Source organism: Reyranella sp. CPCC 100927 (genome assembly GCF_007859315.1).
Lineage (GTDB): Bacteria > Pseudomonadota > Alphaproteobacteria > Reyranellales > Reyranellaceae > Vineibacter.
Genome location: NZ_VOHA01000002.1, coordinates 97,292 through 113,958, shown reverse-complemented (window position 1 = coordinate 113,958; position 16,667 = coordinate 97,292). Strand labels below are relative to the sequence as shown.

The window sequence follows — 16,667 nt, the reverse complement described above, 5'->3', positions numbered from 1 at the left end:
ACCCGCTACCGCACCGAAGTCATGCCTGTTCGATGCTGAAGCCCGTGGCCGGTCCGGCCGTTTCCTTGCGTGCCCACCAGATTTCGCTGTCGGCATCATAGTCGTGCTTGGGAAAATCGCGCTTGAGGTGCTTCACCAGGAATTCGCGCGCATCCTCGTATGATTCGAAAGACTTCGGCATTTTGGTCCGCGTCGCGAGCTTGGCGTGAGCATTGAGCGGGCCCGTGAAGATAACAAACATCGATCTATCTCCCCCATGGACCAGTGTGCGCACTTTTTCCGACCACGAGCCTGGCTCGACGGTCATCCATGATGCGCCCCCTGTCGCCGGCCATCATCGGAGACTTGATGTTCCGTCGCATCGTCCGTTTGGAGGAGGCGCTTCAGATTTCGTGATTGCCGAGCGTGATGTGTCCATAGGCCGGCCACCGATCGCGGCACGATGACGATCGACGCTTCCGGAGCGGAAGAGAATTCTAGGCCAACGGTCCGAGCGCCGAAGCAAAGCGGCGGGCGGCGTCGAGGCCGAAGCGGGTCGGGGTCAGCGCGGGCGCGCGGTCATGGACTTCGCCCTGCAAGCCGAGGCGCCACGCGGCGATGCGCTTGCCGTAGCAGACCAGAGTGTCGAGCGCCTGCATGACGAACACGATGCCGGGTAGCATCTCGCGATAGAGGTCTTCGGCGACGCTCTCGTTCTCGGCATCGTCGATCGACTGCATCAGGGCGAAGATGCGGACCTGGCGATCGAAGAAATCCGGTGCTGGGATCATGCCGGCGCAGCCGGCACGCAGATTGTCGAGCAGTTCCAGGCCGCCGCGACCGTTGAACACGGTGATCGCGCCATCGGTCTCTTCGATCAGGCGCCGTATGGTGATCGCCGGGGCCTCGCCCTTGATCAGCGCGACGTTGGGATGGTTGCGATGCAGGGTCTTGATGGTTGCCGGCGTCAGCCCGACACCGAGATACTCGGGCGCATTCTGAATGCCGACCGGGAGCGGGCTGGCGTCGGCCACGGTGCCGAAAAAGCGCATCAAGGTCTGCTCGTCGAGCGGTTCGATGCGGGGCGGCTGCAGGATGGCGCAGGCGGCCCCGGCATCGGCGGCGAACCGGGCGAACGCGATCTGCTCGTCGGACGTGTTGCCGGCAACGGTCACGGCGAAAGGACGCCGTCCGTCAAGGTCCTCGGCCAACCAGGCGACCAAGGTCCGCCGCTCGGCATCGGTGAGCTTGTTGACCTCGGTGGCAAGACCGAGCACGGCCAGGCCGTGCGCGCCCTCGCGGACGCAGGCCTCGACCTGGCGACGCATGGCCGGCCGGTCGAGCGCTCCGTTCACATCGAAGAAGGCATAGAGCATCGGCCAGATGCCGCGGGGCCGGAACGTCATGCGGTCTCTCTTTTTCTCCGTGATCGGCCGGCATCAATCGTAGCCCGGCGGCGGCACGAATGCATAGTGCTCGCGCTCCAGCAGGCGCGCGAAGCGCAGGCAGGTGCGGTCACCGTACTGGGGGCCGATGATCTGGACGCCCACCGGCAATCCCCGCTTCGTCAGGCCGATCGGCGCCACCGTGCCGGGCAGGTAGCAGACGCCGTTGAGGCCGGCCCAGAACAGCTGGTCGGTCGTCGGCACGCGCTTGCCGTTGACCTCGATGGTGCGTTCGTGGCGCTCGCCCTCGTGGTCGTGCGGGAACGCCGCCGAGGCGGCGGCCGGGCACAGCAGCACGTCGTACTCGCGGAAGAATTCAGCCCACCGCAGCCGCAACTGATGGCGCCGTTCGTTGGCGGCCAGCCAGTGGCGATGACTCAGCGTGTTAGCCCGGGTCATCTGGGCATAGTAGCTCTGGTCGTCGGCCGACAGGCGGCTGACCTCGGCCTGGTTGTGTGCGAACATCGCGTCGGTCTGGCGGCCCGAGGTCGCCGAGCGCAGAAGCTGAATGTAGATCCGGTGCAACTCGCCCGTGTCGAGATCCGGCCGGGCGGTGTCGCTGACCTTCACCTTGTGGCGGCCCAGCACATTGGCCAGGTCCTGAAGCTGCGTCTTCACCTCGTCGTCGACGGCAGAGTTCGCATCCTCCAGCATCACCGCGACCCGGAAGTCGCGCAGCTTCTTGTGCGCCGGCTTGGGCAGCTTCAGGTGCCAGCCGGCGCCATCGATGTCGTCCGGCCCCGCCATGGCCTCGAACGCGATCTTCAGGTCGTCGGCACTGCGGGCCATTGGGCCGATCACGGAGATATCGCCTTGCGCGACGCGGCCGGGTAACGCGTGCCCCCGCGGGCTCACAATGCCCCAGGTCGGCTTGTGGCCGTAGACGCCGCAATAATGCGCCGGGTTGCGGATCGACGCGCCGATGTCGCTGCCGGCCTCGATGCCGGTGAGGCCGGCGGCCAGCGCTGCGGCTGAACCGCCCGACGAACCGCCGGGCGAGCGTGTAATGTCCCACGGATTATTGGTGGTGCCGTAGACGGCGTTGTAGCTCTGCCAGTCGGCCAGCATGAGCGGCACGTTGGTCTTGCCGAACAAGGTCACGCCGGCCGCCTTCAGACGCGTCACCGACAGGGCGTCGCGGGCGGCGATATTGGCGCGCAGCGCCGGGTCGCCCCACGTGGTCGGCATGCCGGCGACGTCGTAGCTTTCCTTGATCGTCATCGGCACGCCGTGGAGCGGTCCCCAGACATCGCCCTTGGCGAGGGCCTTGTCGGCCGCCTTGGCGCGCTGGCGGGCACCCGCCACGTCGAGCGCAATGACAGCATTGAGCCGGGGATTATGCCGCTCGATGCGCTTGAGATAGAGGTCCAGTAGTTCAAGGCAGCCGATCTTTTTCGACCGCACGGCGGCGGCAAGCTGCTGGGCGGTGCGGAACGGCAAAGCTGTCATGCGTGGTGTTCTCCTCCGAAGGTGGCACCATAGCGGGGGAAAGATGCGGCTGTCGAACGCCAGCGCCGCTAAAGTGGACCCGGTCATTCGCTGTCGTAGCGGAGATCGCCATGCAGGAGGCCGCCATGCCCGCACGCCATGCTGCTCTTCTCACCATCGTTGCTGCCCTGTCAGCGATCGGGCTTACCATACAGCCGGCGGCACGTGCCGATGACGCGCCGCGCTATGTCGTTGAGCCATTCTGGCCCAAGCCGCTGCCCGCCAACTGGATCCTGGGTCAGGTTTCCGGGATCGCGGTGGATGGCCGGGATCACGTCTGGGTGCTGCACCGGCCGGCGACGCTGGTCGACGACGAGAAGGGCGCCATGCTGACGCCGCCGGCCACCAAGTGCTGCGCACCGGCGCCGGCGGTCCTGGAGTTCGACGGCGAGGGTACGCTGCTGCGGTCCTGGGGCGGACCGGGGCAGGGCTATGAATGGCCCAAGAGCGAGCACGGCATTTTCGTCGACAAGGACGGCAACGTCTGGATCGCGGGCAATGCGCCGGGCGACAGCCAGATCCTGAAATTCACCGGCGACGGCAAGTTTCTACAGCAGATCGGCAAGGCCGGCTCGACCGGCGGCTCCAACAGCACGACGCAGCTGGGGCAGCCGGCACACATGGTGATCGATGAGCCAGCCAGCGAACTCTATGTCGCCGACGGCTACCTCAATCGCCGCATCATCGTCTTCGACAGCCGGACCGGCGCCTACAAGCGGCACTGGGGCGCATACGGCAAGGCACCCAGCGACGCTGGGGCGTCGGCTTACGATCCCAAATCCCCGCCATCAGCGCAGTTCGCCAACCCCGTGCACTGCGTGCGGCTGAGCCATGACGGCCTGGTCTATGTGTGCGACCACGCCAACGATCGCATCCAGGTCTTTCGCAAGGACGGCAGCTACGTGCGCGAATTCCGGGTTGAGCCGCAGACGTTGCAGAACGGCTCGGTGTGGGATCTCGTGTTGTCCAGCGACCCGGCGCAGAAGTTCATCTTCGTCGCCGACGGCGCCAACAACCAGATCGTGACGTTGCTGCGCGACAGCGGCGAGACGCTGTCGGCGTGGGGCCGCGGCGGGCGCATGGCCGGCCAGTTCAAGTGGGTCCACAACATCGCCATCGACAGCAAGGGCAACCTCTACACCGCCGAGGTCGGCTTCGGCCGTCGCGCCCAGAAATTCAAGCGGGTGGAGTAGAGTGCGGTACCCGGCGGTGAGGGCTTTTGGCGCGAGCCCCGGCGTTTGATCGTCCTATCTGAATCGATGTACGATAGCCCGTCGTCCTTTGTTTGGAATCTACAGTGCGGCGCTCGCAGCGCCCGCAGAAGGAACTGGTCCGATATCGTGTTCACGCGCGTCGCAGGTTGGCTTGGTCGCTGGTTACCCTTCCTCCTCTCCGTCGTGACGTTGGCGGTACTCGCCGCCTGCACTGCGCCCGTCAACGAAGTGCTGCAGAGGAAGGCGTCGCCCAGCGGCCGCTTCATCGCGGTGCTGATGTATTGTGCGCACCACGAAGCCGACAAGGAACTGGTGGGCGCCGTCTTCGAGCAATCCTCGGGTGAGCCGGATTGCCGTGATCGCGTCGGGTCGACGATACGTGCCTCTTTCAGTGCGACAGCCCCCAAGGGCGCCACGGCGGACGCCGTCGGCGTCGCGTGGGTCGCCGATGACCGCGTGGTCTTTACCCTCGACGATCCGGTCGTCACATCGCAGATGCACATGCCGGGTTGGCGCGAGCTGATCGACATCCGCGGCAGTGCTTCGGGGGGAGGGCGGCGCTGAGCCGTACGCGCTCCCGGGCATTGCGTGAAGGGGAACGACGTCATATCTGTAACAAATTCGTCATGAATCCTTGTGCGCGTGTTCGTGCGCAAAGTTTGTGGTCGAGACGATGAGTGGATTCCACCTGTTGGTCGAGTTTGTCGGTGCCGTGGCGCTGCTCCTGTGGGGCGTGCGCATGGTGCGCACCGGCATGACCCGTGCATTCGGTGCCGTGCTGCGGCGGGCGCTCAGCGCCTGCTCGCGCAACCGCTTCATGGCTTTCGGCGCCGGTGTGTTCGTGACCGGCTTGTTGCAGAGCAGCACGGCGACGGCGCTGCTGCTGTCGTCGTTCGCCGGCCGCGGCCTGGTGGCATTGCCGGTCGCTCTGGCGGTGATGCTGGGCGCCAATGTCGGCACGGCAGTGACGGCGCAGGTGTTCTCGTTCGACGTGTCGTGGCTGGCGCCGGCGGCGCTGGCCGTGGGTGTGTTCACGTTCATGGCCGGCGGCAGTTCGGATCGCGTGAAGAACGTGGGCCGCATCGCCATCGGCCTGGGGCTGATGCTGCTGTCGCTGGAGATGCTGGGCGCGGCCATTGCGCCGATCCGCCAGTCGCCGCTGTTTCTGTCCGTGCTGGGGGCGCTGCACGATCAGCCGGTCCTGGCGTTCCTGCTGGCCGGCATCATGACGTGGCTGGTCCATTCCAGCCTGTCGACGGTGATTTTGGTGATGTCGCTGACGGCTGCCGGCGTCGTTGCCCTGCCGGTGGCGCTGGCCATGGTGCTCGGCGCCAATGTCGGCGGTGCCGTCGGTCCCTTCATCGACCAGACCGCCAGCCAGCCGGCGGCGCGGCGGGTGGCGCTGGGCAACCTCGCCATGCGCCTGCTGCCGGCGCTGGCCGTCCTGTTCCTGACAACCAATCTGGTGCCGTGGCTGGCGATGATCGACCCGACGCCGGCACGTGCCGTGGTGAACTTCCACCTCGCCTTCAACATCGCGGCCTCCATCGTCGGCCTGCCGTTGATCGGTATCGTTTCCTGGGCCTGCACGCGCCTGCTGCCGGACGTGCCGGCCACCGACGATCCCGGCCAGCCGCGCTATCTCGATCCGCATGCGCTCGAGACGCCGGGCGAGGCGCTGGCCTGTGCGATGCGCGAGACACTGCACCTGGGCGATCGCATCGAGAGCATGCTGGGGCAGACCATCGACGTCTTCGCCCGTGACGATGCGCGGCTGATGAAAGACGTGGAACGCGCCGACGACTCGGTCGACCGCCTCTACGAGGCGATCAAGCTCTACCTGATCAGTGCTTCGCGGGCCGAACTCTCGCTGGAGGAGAGCCAGCGGTCGGCCGATATCCTGACATTCGTCACCAACCTGGAGCATGTCGGCGACATCATCGACAAGAACCTGATGGAGCTGGCGGGCAAGAAGATCAAGAACCGCCTGGCGTTTTCCAGCGAGGGCATGGACGAGCTGCGCGCCTTCCATGGCCTGGTGATGGACAATCTCAGGCTGGCCTTCAACGTGTTCGCGACCCGCGACCTGGCGCTGGCACGCCGGCTGATGGCGGGCAAGACGGCGCTGCGCGAGGCCGAGCATCGCGCCGCCGAGAGCCATTTCGCGCGCCTGCGCGAGGGACGGCCGGAATCGATCGAGACCAGCGCCATTCACATGGACATCGTGCGCGACCTCAAGCGTATCAACGGCCACCTGACATCGGTGGCCTATCCCATCCTCGAGGCCGCCGGCGAATTGGCCGAAACGCGCCTGCGGGTGGGCGATGAGCATCCTGCCAACGGCTCGGTCGGCCAGGGGAAGACGGCGGTGTCGTAGGAATCCCTCCCCACGCAGTGGGGAGGTGGCTCGAAGGGCCGGAGGGGATCCGACCCCAGCGAAGCTGGGGGACGGAAAGGCTACTCTGCCGCCATCTGCAAGGGGCGCTCGTAGTCCTTGCCCTGGGCGATCATCACCTGGGGTGAGCCGCCCGTTGCCGCCGCATCGTGCGCCGCGTGTTTCGCCAGTTCGAAGCGGCCCAGCTGGTCGGCGTGGACTTCGTCGGGGCCGTCCGCCACGCGCGTGATGCGGGCATAGACATAGGCCATGGTCATCACCGTATCGGCGAAGCCGCCACCGCCGAAGGCCTGGATCGCCATGTCGATGATCTCGCTGGCGACCTGCGGCGCCACGATCTTGATCATGGCGATCTCGGCCTTGGCGACGCGATTGCCGGCCTCGTCCATCATCCAGGCAGCCTTCAGGGTCAGCAGACGCGCCTGTTCCAGATCGCAGCGTGCCTTGGCAATGCGCTGGCGCCAGATCGATTGCTCGGCGATCGGCCGGCCGAAGGCGACGCGTTCGCTCAACCGGCGGCAGACGCGTTCCAGCGCCCGTTCGGCGATCCCGATCATGCGCATGCAATGATGGATGCGGCCGGGACCAAGGCGGCCTTGCGCGATCTCGAAGCCGCGGCCTTCACCCAGCAGCATGTTTTCGGCCGGCACCCGCACATTGTCGAAGATGGTCTCCATGTGCCCGTGCGGCGCATCGCTGACGCCGAAGATCGGCAGATAGCGCCGGATGCGAACGCCCGGTGCGTCGGTCGGCACCAGGATCATCGATTGCCGCTGGTGACGGTTGGTGGCGTGCCGATCGCTGACGCCCATGGTGATCAGGATCTTGCAGCGCGGGTCGCCGGCGCCCGACGTCCACCACTTGCGGCCGTTGACGACATAGTCCGAACCGTCGCGGCGGATGTCGGTTTCGATGTTGGTCGCATCCGACGACGCCACCGCCGGCTCCGTCATGGCGAAGGCGGAGCGGATGCGGCCGTCGAGCAGCGGCTCGAGCCATTGCTTCTTCTGGGCCTCGGTGCCGTAGCGCTCCAGCACTTCCATGTTGCCGGTGTTGGGGGCGTCGCAGTTGAACACCTCCGGCGCCCACCACGAGCGGCCCATGATCTCAGCCAGCGGCGCGTACTCGAGATTGGTCAGCCCGGCGCCGCGGGCGCTCTCGGGCAGGAACAGGTTCCACAGACCCTGGGCCCGCGCCTTGGCCTTGAGATCCTCGAGCAACTCGAGGGGCTGCCACTGCCGGAAGTCGTCGGGCTGGTTGAAGGCACTGCGAAAGAGCGCTTCCTCGTTGGGGTAGATGTGCGCCGCCATGAAGCGCTCGATCCTGCCCTGCAGTTCAACGACACGGTCGGAAGGCCGGAAATCCATGATGGTTCCTTTCGCAACGATTGAGGGACCATAGGCGAAGCGGTAACATCAAAAAAATGAATTGATCGAATGTCTGGAGATGAATTCCATGCATCCATCCCGGGTCGACCTCAACCTTCTCGTGGTGTTCGAGGCGATCTACGCCGAGGGCGGCGTCACGCCGGCCGGCCGTCGTCTCAACCTCACGCAGCCCGCCGTCAGCCACGCGCTGTCCCGCCTGCGCAGCGCCGTCAACGATCCGCTCTTCGTACGCCAGGGTCAGTCGATCGTGCCCACGCCGGTGGCGCGGCAGATGATCGGGCCGGTGCGCCAGTCGCTGCAGGGGCTGGGCGCCACGCTGAGCCGGGTCAGCGGGTTCGATCCGGCCACCGCCCGCACACGCTTCACAATCGGCATGCGCGATGTCCTGGAGTCCGTCGTGTTGCCGCCGCTGATGAAAGTCGTCGCGCAGCGCGCGCCGTTCATCGACATCGCCGTCGTGAAATCCAGCCGGCGCGAACTGGAGATGGAGCTGGCGGCCGGTGCCATTGACGTCGCCATCGACGTGCTGTTGCCAGTACCCAACAGCGTCCACCGTGCGCGGATCGCGCCGCAGCCGCTGGCCGTGATCGCCCGGCGCGGCCATCCGCAGGTCAAGGGCAAGGTCGATCTCGAGACCTATCTGGCGCAGGAGCACATCGTGGTCAGCTCGCGCCGGCGTGGGCAGGCGCTGGAGGATTATGAACTGAGCCGGCGCGGGCTGCACCGGCACGTGCGGCTGCGCTGCCAGCACTATTTCGCGGCAGCCCGTGTCGTCAGCCAAACCGACCTGCTGTGCACCATGACAGAGCCGCTGGCGCGCATCCTCGTCAAGTCGTCCGCGGCGCAGGTCCTGCCGCTGCCGCTCAAGATGCCGAGCTTCGATACGTTCCTGTACTGGCACGCGCACGCCGAGGAGGATCCGGCCAACCGGTGGCTGCGCGCGCAATTGCTCGATGCGCTGGAGGGAGCGCGGGCGCTCCGCCCGCGAGGCGCGTAGCGCCGAAACATGCGCGGGTGAGCGGCCTGCGCTTCCAGGGCCTCAGGAACCGGTGGCCCGATGCTCCAGCTCGTTCCAGTTCAGGATATCGAGGCGGTCCTGCATCCAGGCCTGCTCGGGTTCATTGCCGAGATTCCAGAGCATGCGTCTGAAGTTGTGCAGGGCATGGGTCTGCGCCGGCAGCCGGTCCTGTCCCGTGCTGTCGACAACGACGCGGCGGACGCTTTCCATCGCACTCACCACGGCGGCAGGTGCGTCGTAGAGCGCTCCGGCGGGATCGATCCACATCTCGTACTTGCGCGGCGCGCCGTCCTCGCGCTCAGGCCCGACGCGCAACTGCACCCGCTTCAATTGGAGCCGGCGGGCCAGCGACAGCCAGGCGCCGCGTGTGGCGCGTTCCGGACTCTCGGGAAGGCACACCGCCAAGCGCCCAGACACCTGGACGATCGTGCAATGCGGTTGGCCGGGTCGGTCGGGCTCCACCACGACCACCGTGCGTCGCGCGCGCAACGCCTCCAGTACCGGTGCCAAGAAACTGACAAAATAGTGGACCGCCAATCCGGTAGACGGTCGCATCGTAAAAGCGGCACTGCCGCTGTCCAGGTCGCGAATCCGATCGGCCAGCAAGCCGGCGTAGGGGCGCAACTGCGCGACCATGTCAGCCTTGGGAGTGAGAGTGACATTGTCGACCACGAGGCCCGCCAGGCCGCTCAGATCGGGCTTGATGCCCCCGACATTGACCAGCAGCGCGATGCAGCGGCCGACGCCCACCGCGCCGGACATCACGCCGAGGTCGTAGACGACGCCGTCACGAGTCGATAGCGGGCCGTCCACGTCGTTCGGCAGAATGACGCGGATTCCGAAATCGCTGCGCAGCGACATGCGACGAGGGCTGTCGATGGGGCCGTTGCCGAGGGTCGGCTCTGTCGATCCGAGATACGTGCTGGCCAGGCCGTTGCCTATCAGCAGCTTCTGCAGAACGCTTGCGACCGCTTCGCCAGCCCGCGATGCCAAGATGACGATGCGTGGTGTGTCCATACGTCCTCCCAAGCCGCATCATAGGCAGACCTGGCGAGGTTCAAACGTCGAACTCGGTCGCTTACGCATTCTTCCCGACATAGCGATGGCATAAATCACGCCAACATCACGGGAAGCGCTTTGGCGCCGCGCAGGATCAGTGAATCGTGCCAATCGGGCGCTGCAATCGCCAGATGGATGCGCGGGAAACGCTCCGCCAGCCGCACCGCGGCGATCCGCGCTTCCAGCCGGGCCAGCGGCGCACCGAGGCAGAAATGGATGCCGTGGCCGAAGGTCAGATGGGGATTGGGATCACGCGACAAGTCGAACGACTCGGCGTCGGCAAAGGCTTCGGGATCGCGGTTGGCGGCGTTGACGAAAGCAAAGACGCGTTGGCCGGCACGGATGGTGCGGCCATGCATGTCGACATCCGCCGCCGCGACGCGCGCCACAGCGCCCGATGGGCCGTCGTAGCGCAACCACTCCTCGACCCCGGTGGCCGCCAGCGACGGGTCGGCCAGCAGGCGTTCCCACTGGTCGCGAAAGCGCATGCAGTAGAAAAACCCGTTGCCGATCAGGTTCGTCGTGGTCTCGTGGCCGGCGAACAGCAGCAGGATGCAGGTGCCGATGATCTCATCCGTGGTCAGCGCATCGTTCGCGTCGCGCGCCAGCACCAGCTTGCTGATCATGTCGTCGGCCGGCACCGCGGTCCGGGCCTCGACCAGGGAGCGGAAGTAGCTCGACATGGCGCGCGCGCCCTGCTCGGCCCGCAGGTACTTGTTGCCGGCGACCTGCGCGGTGCCGATGAACAGCGCGATATCGTCGGACCACACCTTGACGTCACGCAGGTCCTCGCGCGGCACGCCCAGCATGTCCATGATCACGGTCGCCGGCAGCGGGTAGGCGAAGTCGGCAATATAGTCGACGGTCTCGCCACGGGCCGCCTTGGCGGCCATGTCGTCGAGCAGCAGGCCGACGATGTTCTCGATGTTGGGCCTCAGGTTCTCGACCGCGGTGGGCGTGAAGACCTTGTTGAACAGCCGTCGCAGGCGGGTGTGGTCGGGCGGATCGCGAAATACCATCCAGTGGTTCAGGTAGCGCACCAGGTTCTCGATGCCGCCGCGCTGGAACTCGGCATTGGCCTTGAAGAACGGGGTCAGGCGATCGGCCGAGATCTGCTGGTTGTTGAGCGTGACCCGGCGCACGTCGTCGTAGCGCGTGATGATCCATGCCTTCATGGCCGGCGACCAGTGCGCCGGGTCGTCCTGCCGCAGCCGGGCGAACTCGGGGAAGGGATCGGCGGTCGTAATGGGGTTACCGAGATCGAAAACGTAGGACATGGCCGGCACCGTCTGGAGAAGGCCAGCAGGCTAGCGTCTCGCTGTTTACCAAACAAGTGTTTGTTTGCTAGGATGCCGTCATGCCCCGCACGCGTTCGCCGGCTCCGGCCGCCGCAGCCCGATCAAATCGCCGCCTGGCGCTGCTGATGGCGGCGGCCCGGCACTTTGCCCATGGTGGTTTCGAGGCGGCGTCGATGCGCGACATTGCACGCGAGGTCGGCATGTTGGCCGGCTCGATGTACTATCACTTCGACTCCAAGGACGCCCTGATCGAGGAACTGTATGCCCTGGGCGTGGGGCAGGTGACCGCCGCGGTCGAGCGGGCGCTGGCGGATGCGGTCGGGCCATGGCCGCGGTTCGAGGCGGCATGCGTCGGCCATCTCGAGGCTTTACTGGCCGACAGTTCGTTTGCCCGGGTGTTGACCGCCGACCTGTCGCACGTGCCGGCACGACTGCGCCGCCGGCTGGTGGCGCGACGCGACGCCTACGAGCAGCACTTCACGGTGCTGATCGCCGATCTGCCGCTGCCGCCTGACGTCGACCGCCAGCTGCTGCGCCTGCATGTTCTGGGTGCGCTCAACTGGACGCCGACGTGGTACCGACGCGGTGTCCGCTCACCCGCCGACATCGCCCGCGCCGTCGTGCAGTCCCTGCGCCGCCCGTAGGCGGCCTGCCGGTTACATCGCGACGACGATGCGGCCCATGACCTGCCGGTCGAGCAGGGCGCGGAAGGCCATGGGCACGTCCTCCAAGGCGAAGGTGCGATCGACGTGCGGGCGTAATGCCCCGGCTTCGACGCCGGCATGCAGGCGCCGGTGCAGGTCGGCCATGCGGGCCGCCTGTTCGAAGCGGGCGTCATGTGGGCTCCAGCCCAGGTAGTAGCCGAGATTCAGGCCGACCACGGTGAGGTTCTTCACCAGCAGGATGTTGGCTGGAATCGACGGGATGGTACCGCTGGCAAACCCGATCGGGCAGATCCGGGCTTCCGGCGCCATGCAGCGCAGCGACTGGGTGAAGACATCGCCGCCGACCGGGTCGAACACGGCATCGACGCCACGGCCGCTGGTGATCTGCTGGACCGCTTCACGGAAGTCGCCGGCGCGGTAGTCGATGACATGATCGGCGCCGTGGGCACGCGCGAAGGCGCACTTGTCAGGACCGCCGGCCGTGGCGATGACCCGTGCGCCGACGATCTTGCCGATCTCGACCGCGGCCATGCCCACGCCGCCGGCCGCGGCGTGCACCAGCAGCCATTCGCCAGCCTTCAGGTCCATGAACTGCGGCCACAGCAGGGCGGCGCCGGCCGTGGGATACGACGTCGACAGCGGAACGGCCTGCGCCCAGTCGAGCGAGGGCGGCTTGGCGAAGACGGTGACCTCATACGCGACGGCTTCCTCGGCGAAGCCGCCCCAGTCCAGGACGGCATAGACGGCGTCGCCGACCTTGAAGGTCGTGGCGTCGGGCGCCGTCTCGATCACCGTACCGCTGACCTCGGTGCCGGGTGCGAAGGGGAAGGGCGGCTTGCGCTGGTACTTGCCGGCGATCACCAGCGATGTGCCGAAGCTCACGCCGGCCGCGCGCACGGCGATGCGTACTTGGCCCGGCCGCAGCGGCTGGCGCGCGACATCCTCCAGCCGCAGCGATTCCGGTGGCCCCCACTGGCGGCAGATCATGGCACGCATCGAACGACTCCTGTGTGATGCTGGTATCACCAATACATTGCCGGCGTGCTCAGTCCAGGCTCACGTTCGTCGGCGCGGACGCGGGTGTTTCGCAGCGCGACGCCGGTCTGCGGTTGCGTCCGTGCGCCGCTTCGGCGCACGATGCCGGCCACCGTATGGACCCCTCGGGAGGAAACGCGATGGCCGAGCTGATCGAGACTTTGGAAGATGGCGTGCTGCTGCTGGTGATGAACCGGCCGGAAGCAATGAACGCACTGTCGGCGAACATGATGGACGGGCTGATCAAGGGCCTGCGTCGCGGCGCCGAGGATCCCGAGGTCGGCTGCGTCGTGTTGCGCGGCGCCGGGGAGAAAGCGTTCTGTGCCGGTGGCGACGTGAAGGCGATGGCCGCCGGCGGGCGCATGCAAGGCGCATCGCACGAAACCAAGATCGCCGACCTGCGCGCCCGCATGCGCGTGTCGGAAATGCTGCACGACATGCCCAAGCCGACCATCGCCGTGGTCAATGGCGTTGCCGCCGGCGCCGGCCTGTCGCTGGCGCTGGCCGCTGACATGCGCTTTGCCGCCCGCAGCGCGCGCATGACGACGGCGTTCGCCAAGGTCGGCTTCTCCGGCGATTTCGGATCGCACTTCTTCCTGCACAAGCTGGTCGGCACCGCCAAGGCGCGCGAACTCTATTTCACGGCCGAGATCCTGAACGCCGAGAAGATCGAGAAGCTGGGCTTGGCCAATTGGGTCGTCGATGACGACAAGCTGCAGGCCGAGGCCATGGCGTTCGCCAAGAAGCTGGCGGCTGGTCCGCGCGTGGCGTGGTGGCACGTGAAGCACAACATGAAGGTGGCGGAGGAAGGCACGCTGTCGGCGGCGCTCGACAGCGAGGCGGCGCGCATGATCCGCACCGGCGAGACCGAGGACCACAAGGAAGCCGCGCGCGCGTTCGTGGAGAAGCGTGCCCCGGTGTTCGTGGGACGGTGAAGAAACCCTCTCCCGCAAGCGGGAGAGGGAGGGGCCCATGGCGCGCGGCGCCATGGGAGGGTGAGGGGCCGAGTACGCGGTATAGAGTCCTTAGGCCCTCACCCGACAAGCGCTGCGCGCTCGTCGACCTCTCCCGCTTGCGGGAGAGGTGAAGAAAGGGAGGAAACCATGCGGTTGCGCCAATGCGTCTTCGTCGCGCGCGATCTCGAGGCATCGCGTGCCGAGCTGTGCGACATCCTGGGCATCGATGTCGCCTATCGCGATCCGGGTGTCGGCAAATGGGGCCTCGCCAACGTCGTCTGCCCGATCGGCGATGATTTCCTTGAAATCGTCGCACCTGAGAAGGCAGGCACGTCGGCCGGCCGTTACATCGACCGCCGCAGCGGTGATGGCGGCTACATGGTGATCCTGCAGGTGCCCGATGCCATCACCGAGCGCGAGCGGGTAACGGGGCTCGGCATCCGCGCCGTCGAGCAGAAGAACCTGCCGGACTATCGCTATACGCACTTCCACCCCAGCGATACCGCCGGCGTGCTGCTGTCGATCGATTCGGTGGTGGCGCCTGCAGACTCCGACGCCGCCCTGTTCTGGCCGCCCGCCAGCACAGGCTGGCTCAAGCATCGCCGCAGCGACGTAACCGCTGGCCTGGCGGCAGTCGAGATCCAGGCCACCGATCCGGTCGAGGCGGCCGCGCTGTGGGGACGCATCCTGTCACGTCCGGTCACGACGTCGGGTGGGGCGCACCGCTTGGCGATCGACGGCGGCGAGATCCGCTTCGTCGCCATCGCGGATGGCCGCGGACCGGGTGTGTCGGCCTACGATGTGAAGGCGGCCGACCGGGGCCGCGTACTGGCGGCGGCGGAGAAGCGCGGCAAGCGACGTTCGGACACCCAGGTCGAGGTGTGCGGCTGCCGCATCAACCTGGTGTAGCGTCGGCGCAGAGCTGCCGGATCAGGCCGGCGACCTGTTCGGGGTGACTGTCCAGCATGCCGTGCGTTGCCTGCTCGATCGTCGTGGTCCGGGCGTTGGGCAGGATGCCCGCGAGTGCGCGGGCAATCGCGGGAACGACAGGCGGACTGGCGCCGCCGTAACCGACGATGACCGGTGCGCGCAGCGTGGCCAGGGCATCGCGCGACAGGGCTTCAGCCATCGAGCCCGCGACATCGCGGGCATTGCTGCCGGCGGCACCGGCCAGGAACTGCTGCACTGGCGGCGGCAGGCGGGCATAGGCGCCATCGCCGAACCAGAAATCCACCATGCGGCGGATGATCTCGGGTTCGCCGGCCTGGACCCGCGCGATGTAGTCGCTGAAATAGGTCGTCGCCGCCTGCAGCGTCGTCGTGTCGCCGGCGAGCGCCAGGGCACGGAAGAACACCGGCTCCAGCAGCACGCAACCGCGGACGATCGCGGCGTTTGCGGCGGCGGCATGCAGCGCCACGTTGCCGCCGTAGGAATGGCCGCAGAGATAGACCGGCGCATCGCAGGCGCGGATGACCGCGCTGACGGCATCCGCCATGGCTGCTGTGCGCGCCGCTGGCGTGGTCGCATCCGGCAATGGCGTCGACTGGCCGTAACCCGGCAGGTCGGGCGTCAGTTGGCGCAACCCGTCACCCAGGTGCCGCGCGACGCGCCCCCAGGAACGGCCTTCGCCGGGCGAGCCGTGAACCAGGATCACGGGGGTGCCGCCGCCGGTCTCGGCGTACGCGACCGTGGCGCCGGTGGGCAGCGTCAACGTGGGCATGGCCAGTTCTCCTCTGCAGGTCGTTCGCCGCAGTGTCGAGGCTTCACGGGTTCTTCTCCAGCCAGGCCCTGAGCGCGGCGGCATTGTTGCGGGCCGTGTCACGGGCGGCGTAGAGCAGGGTGACGGGCCCCTGGGCAATGTGCTGGCGCAGGATCGTCACGGCGGCATCCGCCGGCGGGCTGGTGAGTTCCGAGGCGTAATCGGCGACAAACGAGTCCCATGTCGAGGGATCGGCATGCACGCGCCGGCGCAGCGCATCGCTGGGCGCGATGTCTCTCAGCCACAGATCGATCCGCGCCGCTTCCTTGGCGATGCCACGCGGCCACAGCCGGTCAACCAGGACACGCCAGCCGTCGCCGGCCGCCGGCGCCTCGTAGACGCGCTTCACCTGCACCATCGTTCGCGCCGCCGTCTTGCGTGCCGCCATGGGTCATGCCCCCGAACCGATCGCCTGCGTTATGGCTTCCAATGTATATACAAAGATTGTAGATACATGCAATGCGTGATGGCAGAAGACAACCCCGCAAGACCTTGCGCACCGATGCCGGCGCCATGCTGGCTGCGTGCGCCGGGTGGAACAGCCGTCTCACCGCGCGGCGGATCACCCAGTTCCTGGAGGACCGCATGGGCGGCACCGGCCTCACGCTGGCGCAGGTCGGGCTGATGGCGCAGATCGCGGTGACCGCCGACGACACCTTGAGCGGCCTGGCCGCGCGCATGGACCTCGATCCCTCGACCTTGTCGCGCAACCTGCGGGCGTTGAGCGAGGCGGGGCTGGTCGAGATCGCCATCGTCGGCCCCGACCATCGCCGGCGCATGGTGTGGTTGACCGAAACGGGTGCCCGCCGCCTGGAAGCAGCGATTGTCGCGTGGCGAAACGCGCACGCGGCGCTGGCCAAGGTGTTTCCCGTCGATCAGGCGTGCCGCCTGGCGCTGGTATCCGACGCCATCACCGAGCCGTAACAGCAGCGAGGCATGTCTGCCGGAACCAAGGCGTGCTACATCGT

At 67.1% G+C, this 16,667-nt stretch carries 17 protein-coding genes; 8 read left to right on the top strand and 9 right to left on the bottom strand.

What is annotated here, in order from left to right; all coding sequences use genetic code 11:
• Positions 1-19: 19 nt before the first annotated feature.
• From FQU96_RS06665 to FQU96_RS06655, 3 genes are all read right to left on the bottom strand, one after another.
• Positions 20-307: a hypothetical protein gene (locus FQU96_RS06665; RefSeq protein ID WP_146540095.1), complete on the bottom strand. Its 288-nt coding sequence runs from the start codon at positions 305-307 to the stop codon at positions 20-22.
• 169 nt (positions 308-476) lie between these two features.
• Positions 477-1,385, bottom strand: coding sequence for a dihydrodipicolinate synthase family protein (locus FQU96_RS06660; RefSeq protein ID WP_178130349.1), 909 nt, complete (start codon positions 1,383-1,385; stop codon positions 477-479).
• A gap of 33 nt (positions 1,386-1,418) precedes the next feature.
• Positions 1,419-2,873: an amidase gene (locus FQU96_RS06655; protein ID WP_146540094.1), complete on the bottom strand. Its 1,455-nt coding sequence runs from the start codon at positions 2,871-2,873 to the stop codon at positions 1,419-1,421.
• Between the two features lie 125 nt (positions 2,874-2,998).
• Between FQU96_RS06655 and FQU96_RS06650 the strand changes: the two genes are divergently transcribed.
• The 3 genes from FQU96_RS06650 to FQU96_RS06640 all read left to right on the top strand — a co-directional run bounded on the left by FQU96_RS06650 (position 2,999) and on the right by FQU96_RS06640 (position 6,503).
• Entirely contained in the window at positions 2,999-4,105 is a 1,107-nt protein-coding gene (locus FQU96_RS06650; protein WP_146540093.1) for a hypothetical protein, read from the top strand.
• Between the two features lie 147 nt (positions 4,106-4,252).
• Complete coding sequence (locus FQU96_RS06645; protein ID WP_146540092.1) at positions 4,253-4,690, top strand: hypothetical protein; 438 nt, start codon at positions 4,253-4,255, stop codon at positions 4,688-4,690.
• A gap of 109 nt (positions 4,691-4,799) precedes the next feature.
• Positions 4,800-6,503: a Na/Pi cotransporter family protein gene (locus FQU96_RS06640; protein WP_146540091.1), complete on the top strand. Its 1,704-nt coding sequence runs from the start codon at positions 4,800-4,802 to the stop codon at positions 6,501-6,503.
• Positions 6,504-6,583: 80 nt separating this feature from the next.
• Here FQU96_RS06640 and FQU96_RS06635 read toward each other — a convergent pair whose 3' ends face one another.
• Entirely contained in the window at positions 6,584-7,888 is a 1,305-nt protein-coding gene (locus tag FQU96_RS06635) for an acyl-CoA dehydrogenase family protein (protein WP_146540090.1), read from the bottom strand.
• 88 nt (positions 7,889-7,976) lie between these two features.
• Here FQU96_RS06635 and FQU96_RS06630 point away from each other — a divergent pair, with 88 nt between their 5' ends.
• Positions 7,977-8,906, top strand: coding sequence for a LysR family transcriptional regulator (locus tag FQU96_RS06630; protein ID WP_146540089.1), 930 nt, complete (start codon positions 7,977-7,979; stop codon positions 8,904-8,906).
• A gap of 42 nt (positions 8,907-8,948) precedes the next feature.
• Here FQU96_RS06630 and FQU96_RS06625 read toward each other — a convergent pair whose 3' ends face one another.
• Both FQU96_RS06625 and FQU96_RS06620 read right to left on the bottom strand, forming a co-directional pair.
• On the bottom strand, positions 8,949-9,788 hold the full coding sequence (locus FQU96_RS06625) for an STING domain-containing protein (RefSeq protein WP_146540088.1): 840 nt from the start codon (positions 9,786-9,788) through the stop codon (positions 8,949-8,951).
• 251 nt (positions 9,789-10,039) lie between these two features.
• Entirely contained in the window at positions 10,040-11,263 is a 1,224-nt protein-coding gene (locus FQU96_RS06620; RefSeq protein WP_146540087.1) for a cytochrome P450, read from the bottom strand.
• A gap of 80 nt (positions 11,264-11,343) precedes the next feature.
• On the opposite strand from FQU96_RS06620, the gene FQU96_RS06615 reads away from it, so the two are divergent.
• Positions 11,344-11,928, top strand: a complete 585-nt coding sequence (locus FQU96_RS06615) for a TetR/AcrR family transcriptional regulator (protein ID WP_146540086.1) — start codon at positions 11,344-11,346, stop codon at positions 11,926-11,928.
• A gap of 12 nt (positions 11,929-11,940) precedes the next feature.
• Here the strand turns inward: FQU96_RS06615 and FQU96_RS06610 are convergent, their stop codons facing one another.
• Positions 11,941-12,945 carry an NADPH:quinone oxidoreductase family protein gene (locus tag FQU96_RS06610; RefSeq protein ID WP_146540085.1) on the bottom strand — a complete coding sequence of 335 codons (1,005 nt, stop codon included), beginning with the start codon at positions 12,943-12,945 and terminating at the stop codon, positions 11,941-11,943.
• 179 nt (positions 12,946-13,124) lie between these two features.
• Between FQU96_RS06610 and FQU96_RS06605 the strand changes: the two genes are divergently transcribed.
• Both FQU96_RS06605 and FQU96_RS06600 read left to right on the top strand, forming a co-directional pair.
• A complete protein-coding gene (locus tag FQU96_RS06605) occupies positions 13,125-13,919 on the top strand; it encodes an enoyl-CoA hydratase (protein WP_146540084.1) in 795 nt (264 codons plus the stop codon).
• Positions 13,920-14,087: 168 nt separating this feature from the next.
• The gene (locus tag FQU96_RS06600) at positions 14,088-14,849 is read left to right on the top strand and encodes a VOC family protein (RefSeq protein WP_146540083.1); all 762 of its coding nucleotides are present in this window, start codon (positions 14,088-14,090) and stop codon (positions 14,847-14,849) included.
• Here FQU96_RS06600 and FQU96_RS06595 read toward each other — a convergent pair.
• Both FQU96_RS06595 and FQU96_RS06590 read right to left on the bottom strand, forming a co-directional pair.
• Positions 14,836-15,660, bottom strand: a complete 825-nt coding sequence (locus FQU96_RS06595) for an alpha/beta fold hydrolase (protein WP_178130348.1) — start codon at positions 15,658-15,660, stop codon at positions 14,836-14,838. The genes FQU96_RS06600 and FQU96_RS06595 overlap by 14 nt on opposite strands.
• Positions 15,661-15,703: 43 nt before the next feature.
• On the bottom strand, positions 15,704-16,087 hold the full coding sequence (locus FQU96_RS06590; protein ID WP_178130347.1) for a DUF488 domain-containing protein: 384 nt from the start codon (positions 16,085-16,087) through the stop codon (positions 15,704-15,706).
• A gap of 71 nt (positions 16,088-16,158) precedes the next feature.
• Between FQU96_RS06590 and FQU96_RS06585 the strand changes: the two genes are divergently transcribed.
• Positions 16,159-16,623: a MarR family winged helix-turn-helix transcriptional regulator gene (locus FQU96_RS06585; protein WP_146540081.1), complete on the top strand. Its 465-nt coding sequence runs from the start codon at positions 16,159-16,161 to the stop codon at positions 16,621-16,623.
• Positions 16,624-16,667: the final 44 nt, after the last annotated feature.

Bases quoted from the DNA above. Each gene is read 5' to 3' on its own strand.
- FQU96_RS06595 (WP_178130348.1), bottom strand. From the start codon at position 15,660: ATGCCCACGTTGACGCTGCCCACCGGCGCCACGGTCGCGTACGCCGAG.
- FQU96_RS06660 (WP_178130349.1), bottom strand. From the start codon at position 1,385: ATGACGTTCCGGCCCCGCGGCATCTGGCCGATGCTCTATGCCTTCTTC.
- FQU96_RS06600 (WP_146540083.1), top strand. From the start codon at position 14,088: ATGCGGTTGCGCCAATGCGTCTTCGTCGCGCGCGATCTCGAGGCATCG.
- FQU96_RS06640 (WP_146540091.1), top strand. From the start codon at position 4,800: ATGAGTGGATTCCACCTGTTGGTCGAGTTTGTCGGTGCCGTGGCGCTG.
- FQU96_RS06665 (WP_146540095.1), bottom strand. From the start codon at position 307: ATGACCGTCGAGCCAGGCTCGTGGTCGGAAAAAGTGCGCACACTGGTC.
- FQU96_RS06590 (WP_178130347.1), bottom strand. From the start codon at position 16,087: ATGGCGGCACGCAAGACGGCGGCGCGAACGATGGTGCAGGTGAAGCGC.
- FQU96_RS06615 (WP_146540086.1), top strand. From the start codon at position 11,344: ATGCCCCGCACGCGTTCGCCGGCTCCGGCCGCCGCAGCCCGATCAAAT.
- FQU96_RS06585 (WP_146540081.1), top strand. From the start codon at position 16,159: ATGCGTGATGGCAGAAGACAACCCCGCAAGACCTTGCGCACCGATGCC.
- FQU96_RS06610 (WP_146540085.1), bottom strand. From the start codon at position 12,945: ATGCGTGCCATGATCTGCCGCCAGTGGGGGCCACCGGAATCGCTGCGG.
- FQU96_RS06605 (WP_146540084.1), top strand. From the start codon at position 13,125: ATGGCCGAGCTGATCGAGACTTTGGAAGATGGCGTGCTGCTGCTGGTG.
- FQU96_RS06650 (WP_146540093.1), top strand. From the start codon at position 2,999: ATGCCCGCACGCCATGCTGCTCTTCTCACCATCGTTGCTGCCCTGTCA.
- FQU96_RS06655 (WP_146540094.1), bottom strand. From the start codon at position 2,873: ATGACAGCTTTGCCGTTCCGCACCGCCCAGCAGCTTGCCGCCGCCGTG.
- FQU96_RS06635 (WP_146540090.1), bottom strand. From the start codon at position 7,888: ATGGATTTCCGGCCTTCCGACCGTGTCGTTGAACTGCAGGGCAGGATC.
- FQU96_RS06630 (WP_146540089.1), top strand. From the start codon at position 7,977: ATGCATCCATCCCGGGTCGACCTCAACCTTCTCGTGGTGTTCGAGGCG.
- FQU96_RS06620 (WP_146540087.1), bottom strand. From the start codon at position 11,263: ATGTCCTACGTTTTCGATCTCGGTAACCCCATTACGACCGCCGATCCC.
- FQU96_RS06625 (WP_146540088.1), bottom strand. From the start codon at position 9,788: ATGTCGCTGCGCAGCGATTTCGGAATCCGCGTCATTCTGCCGAACGAC.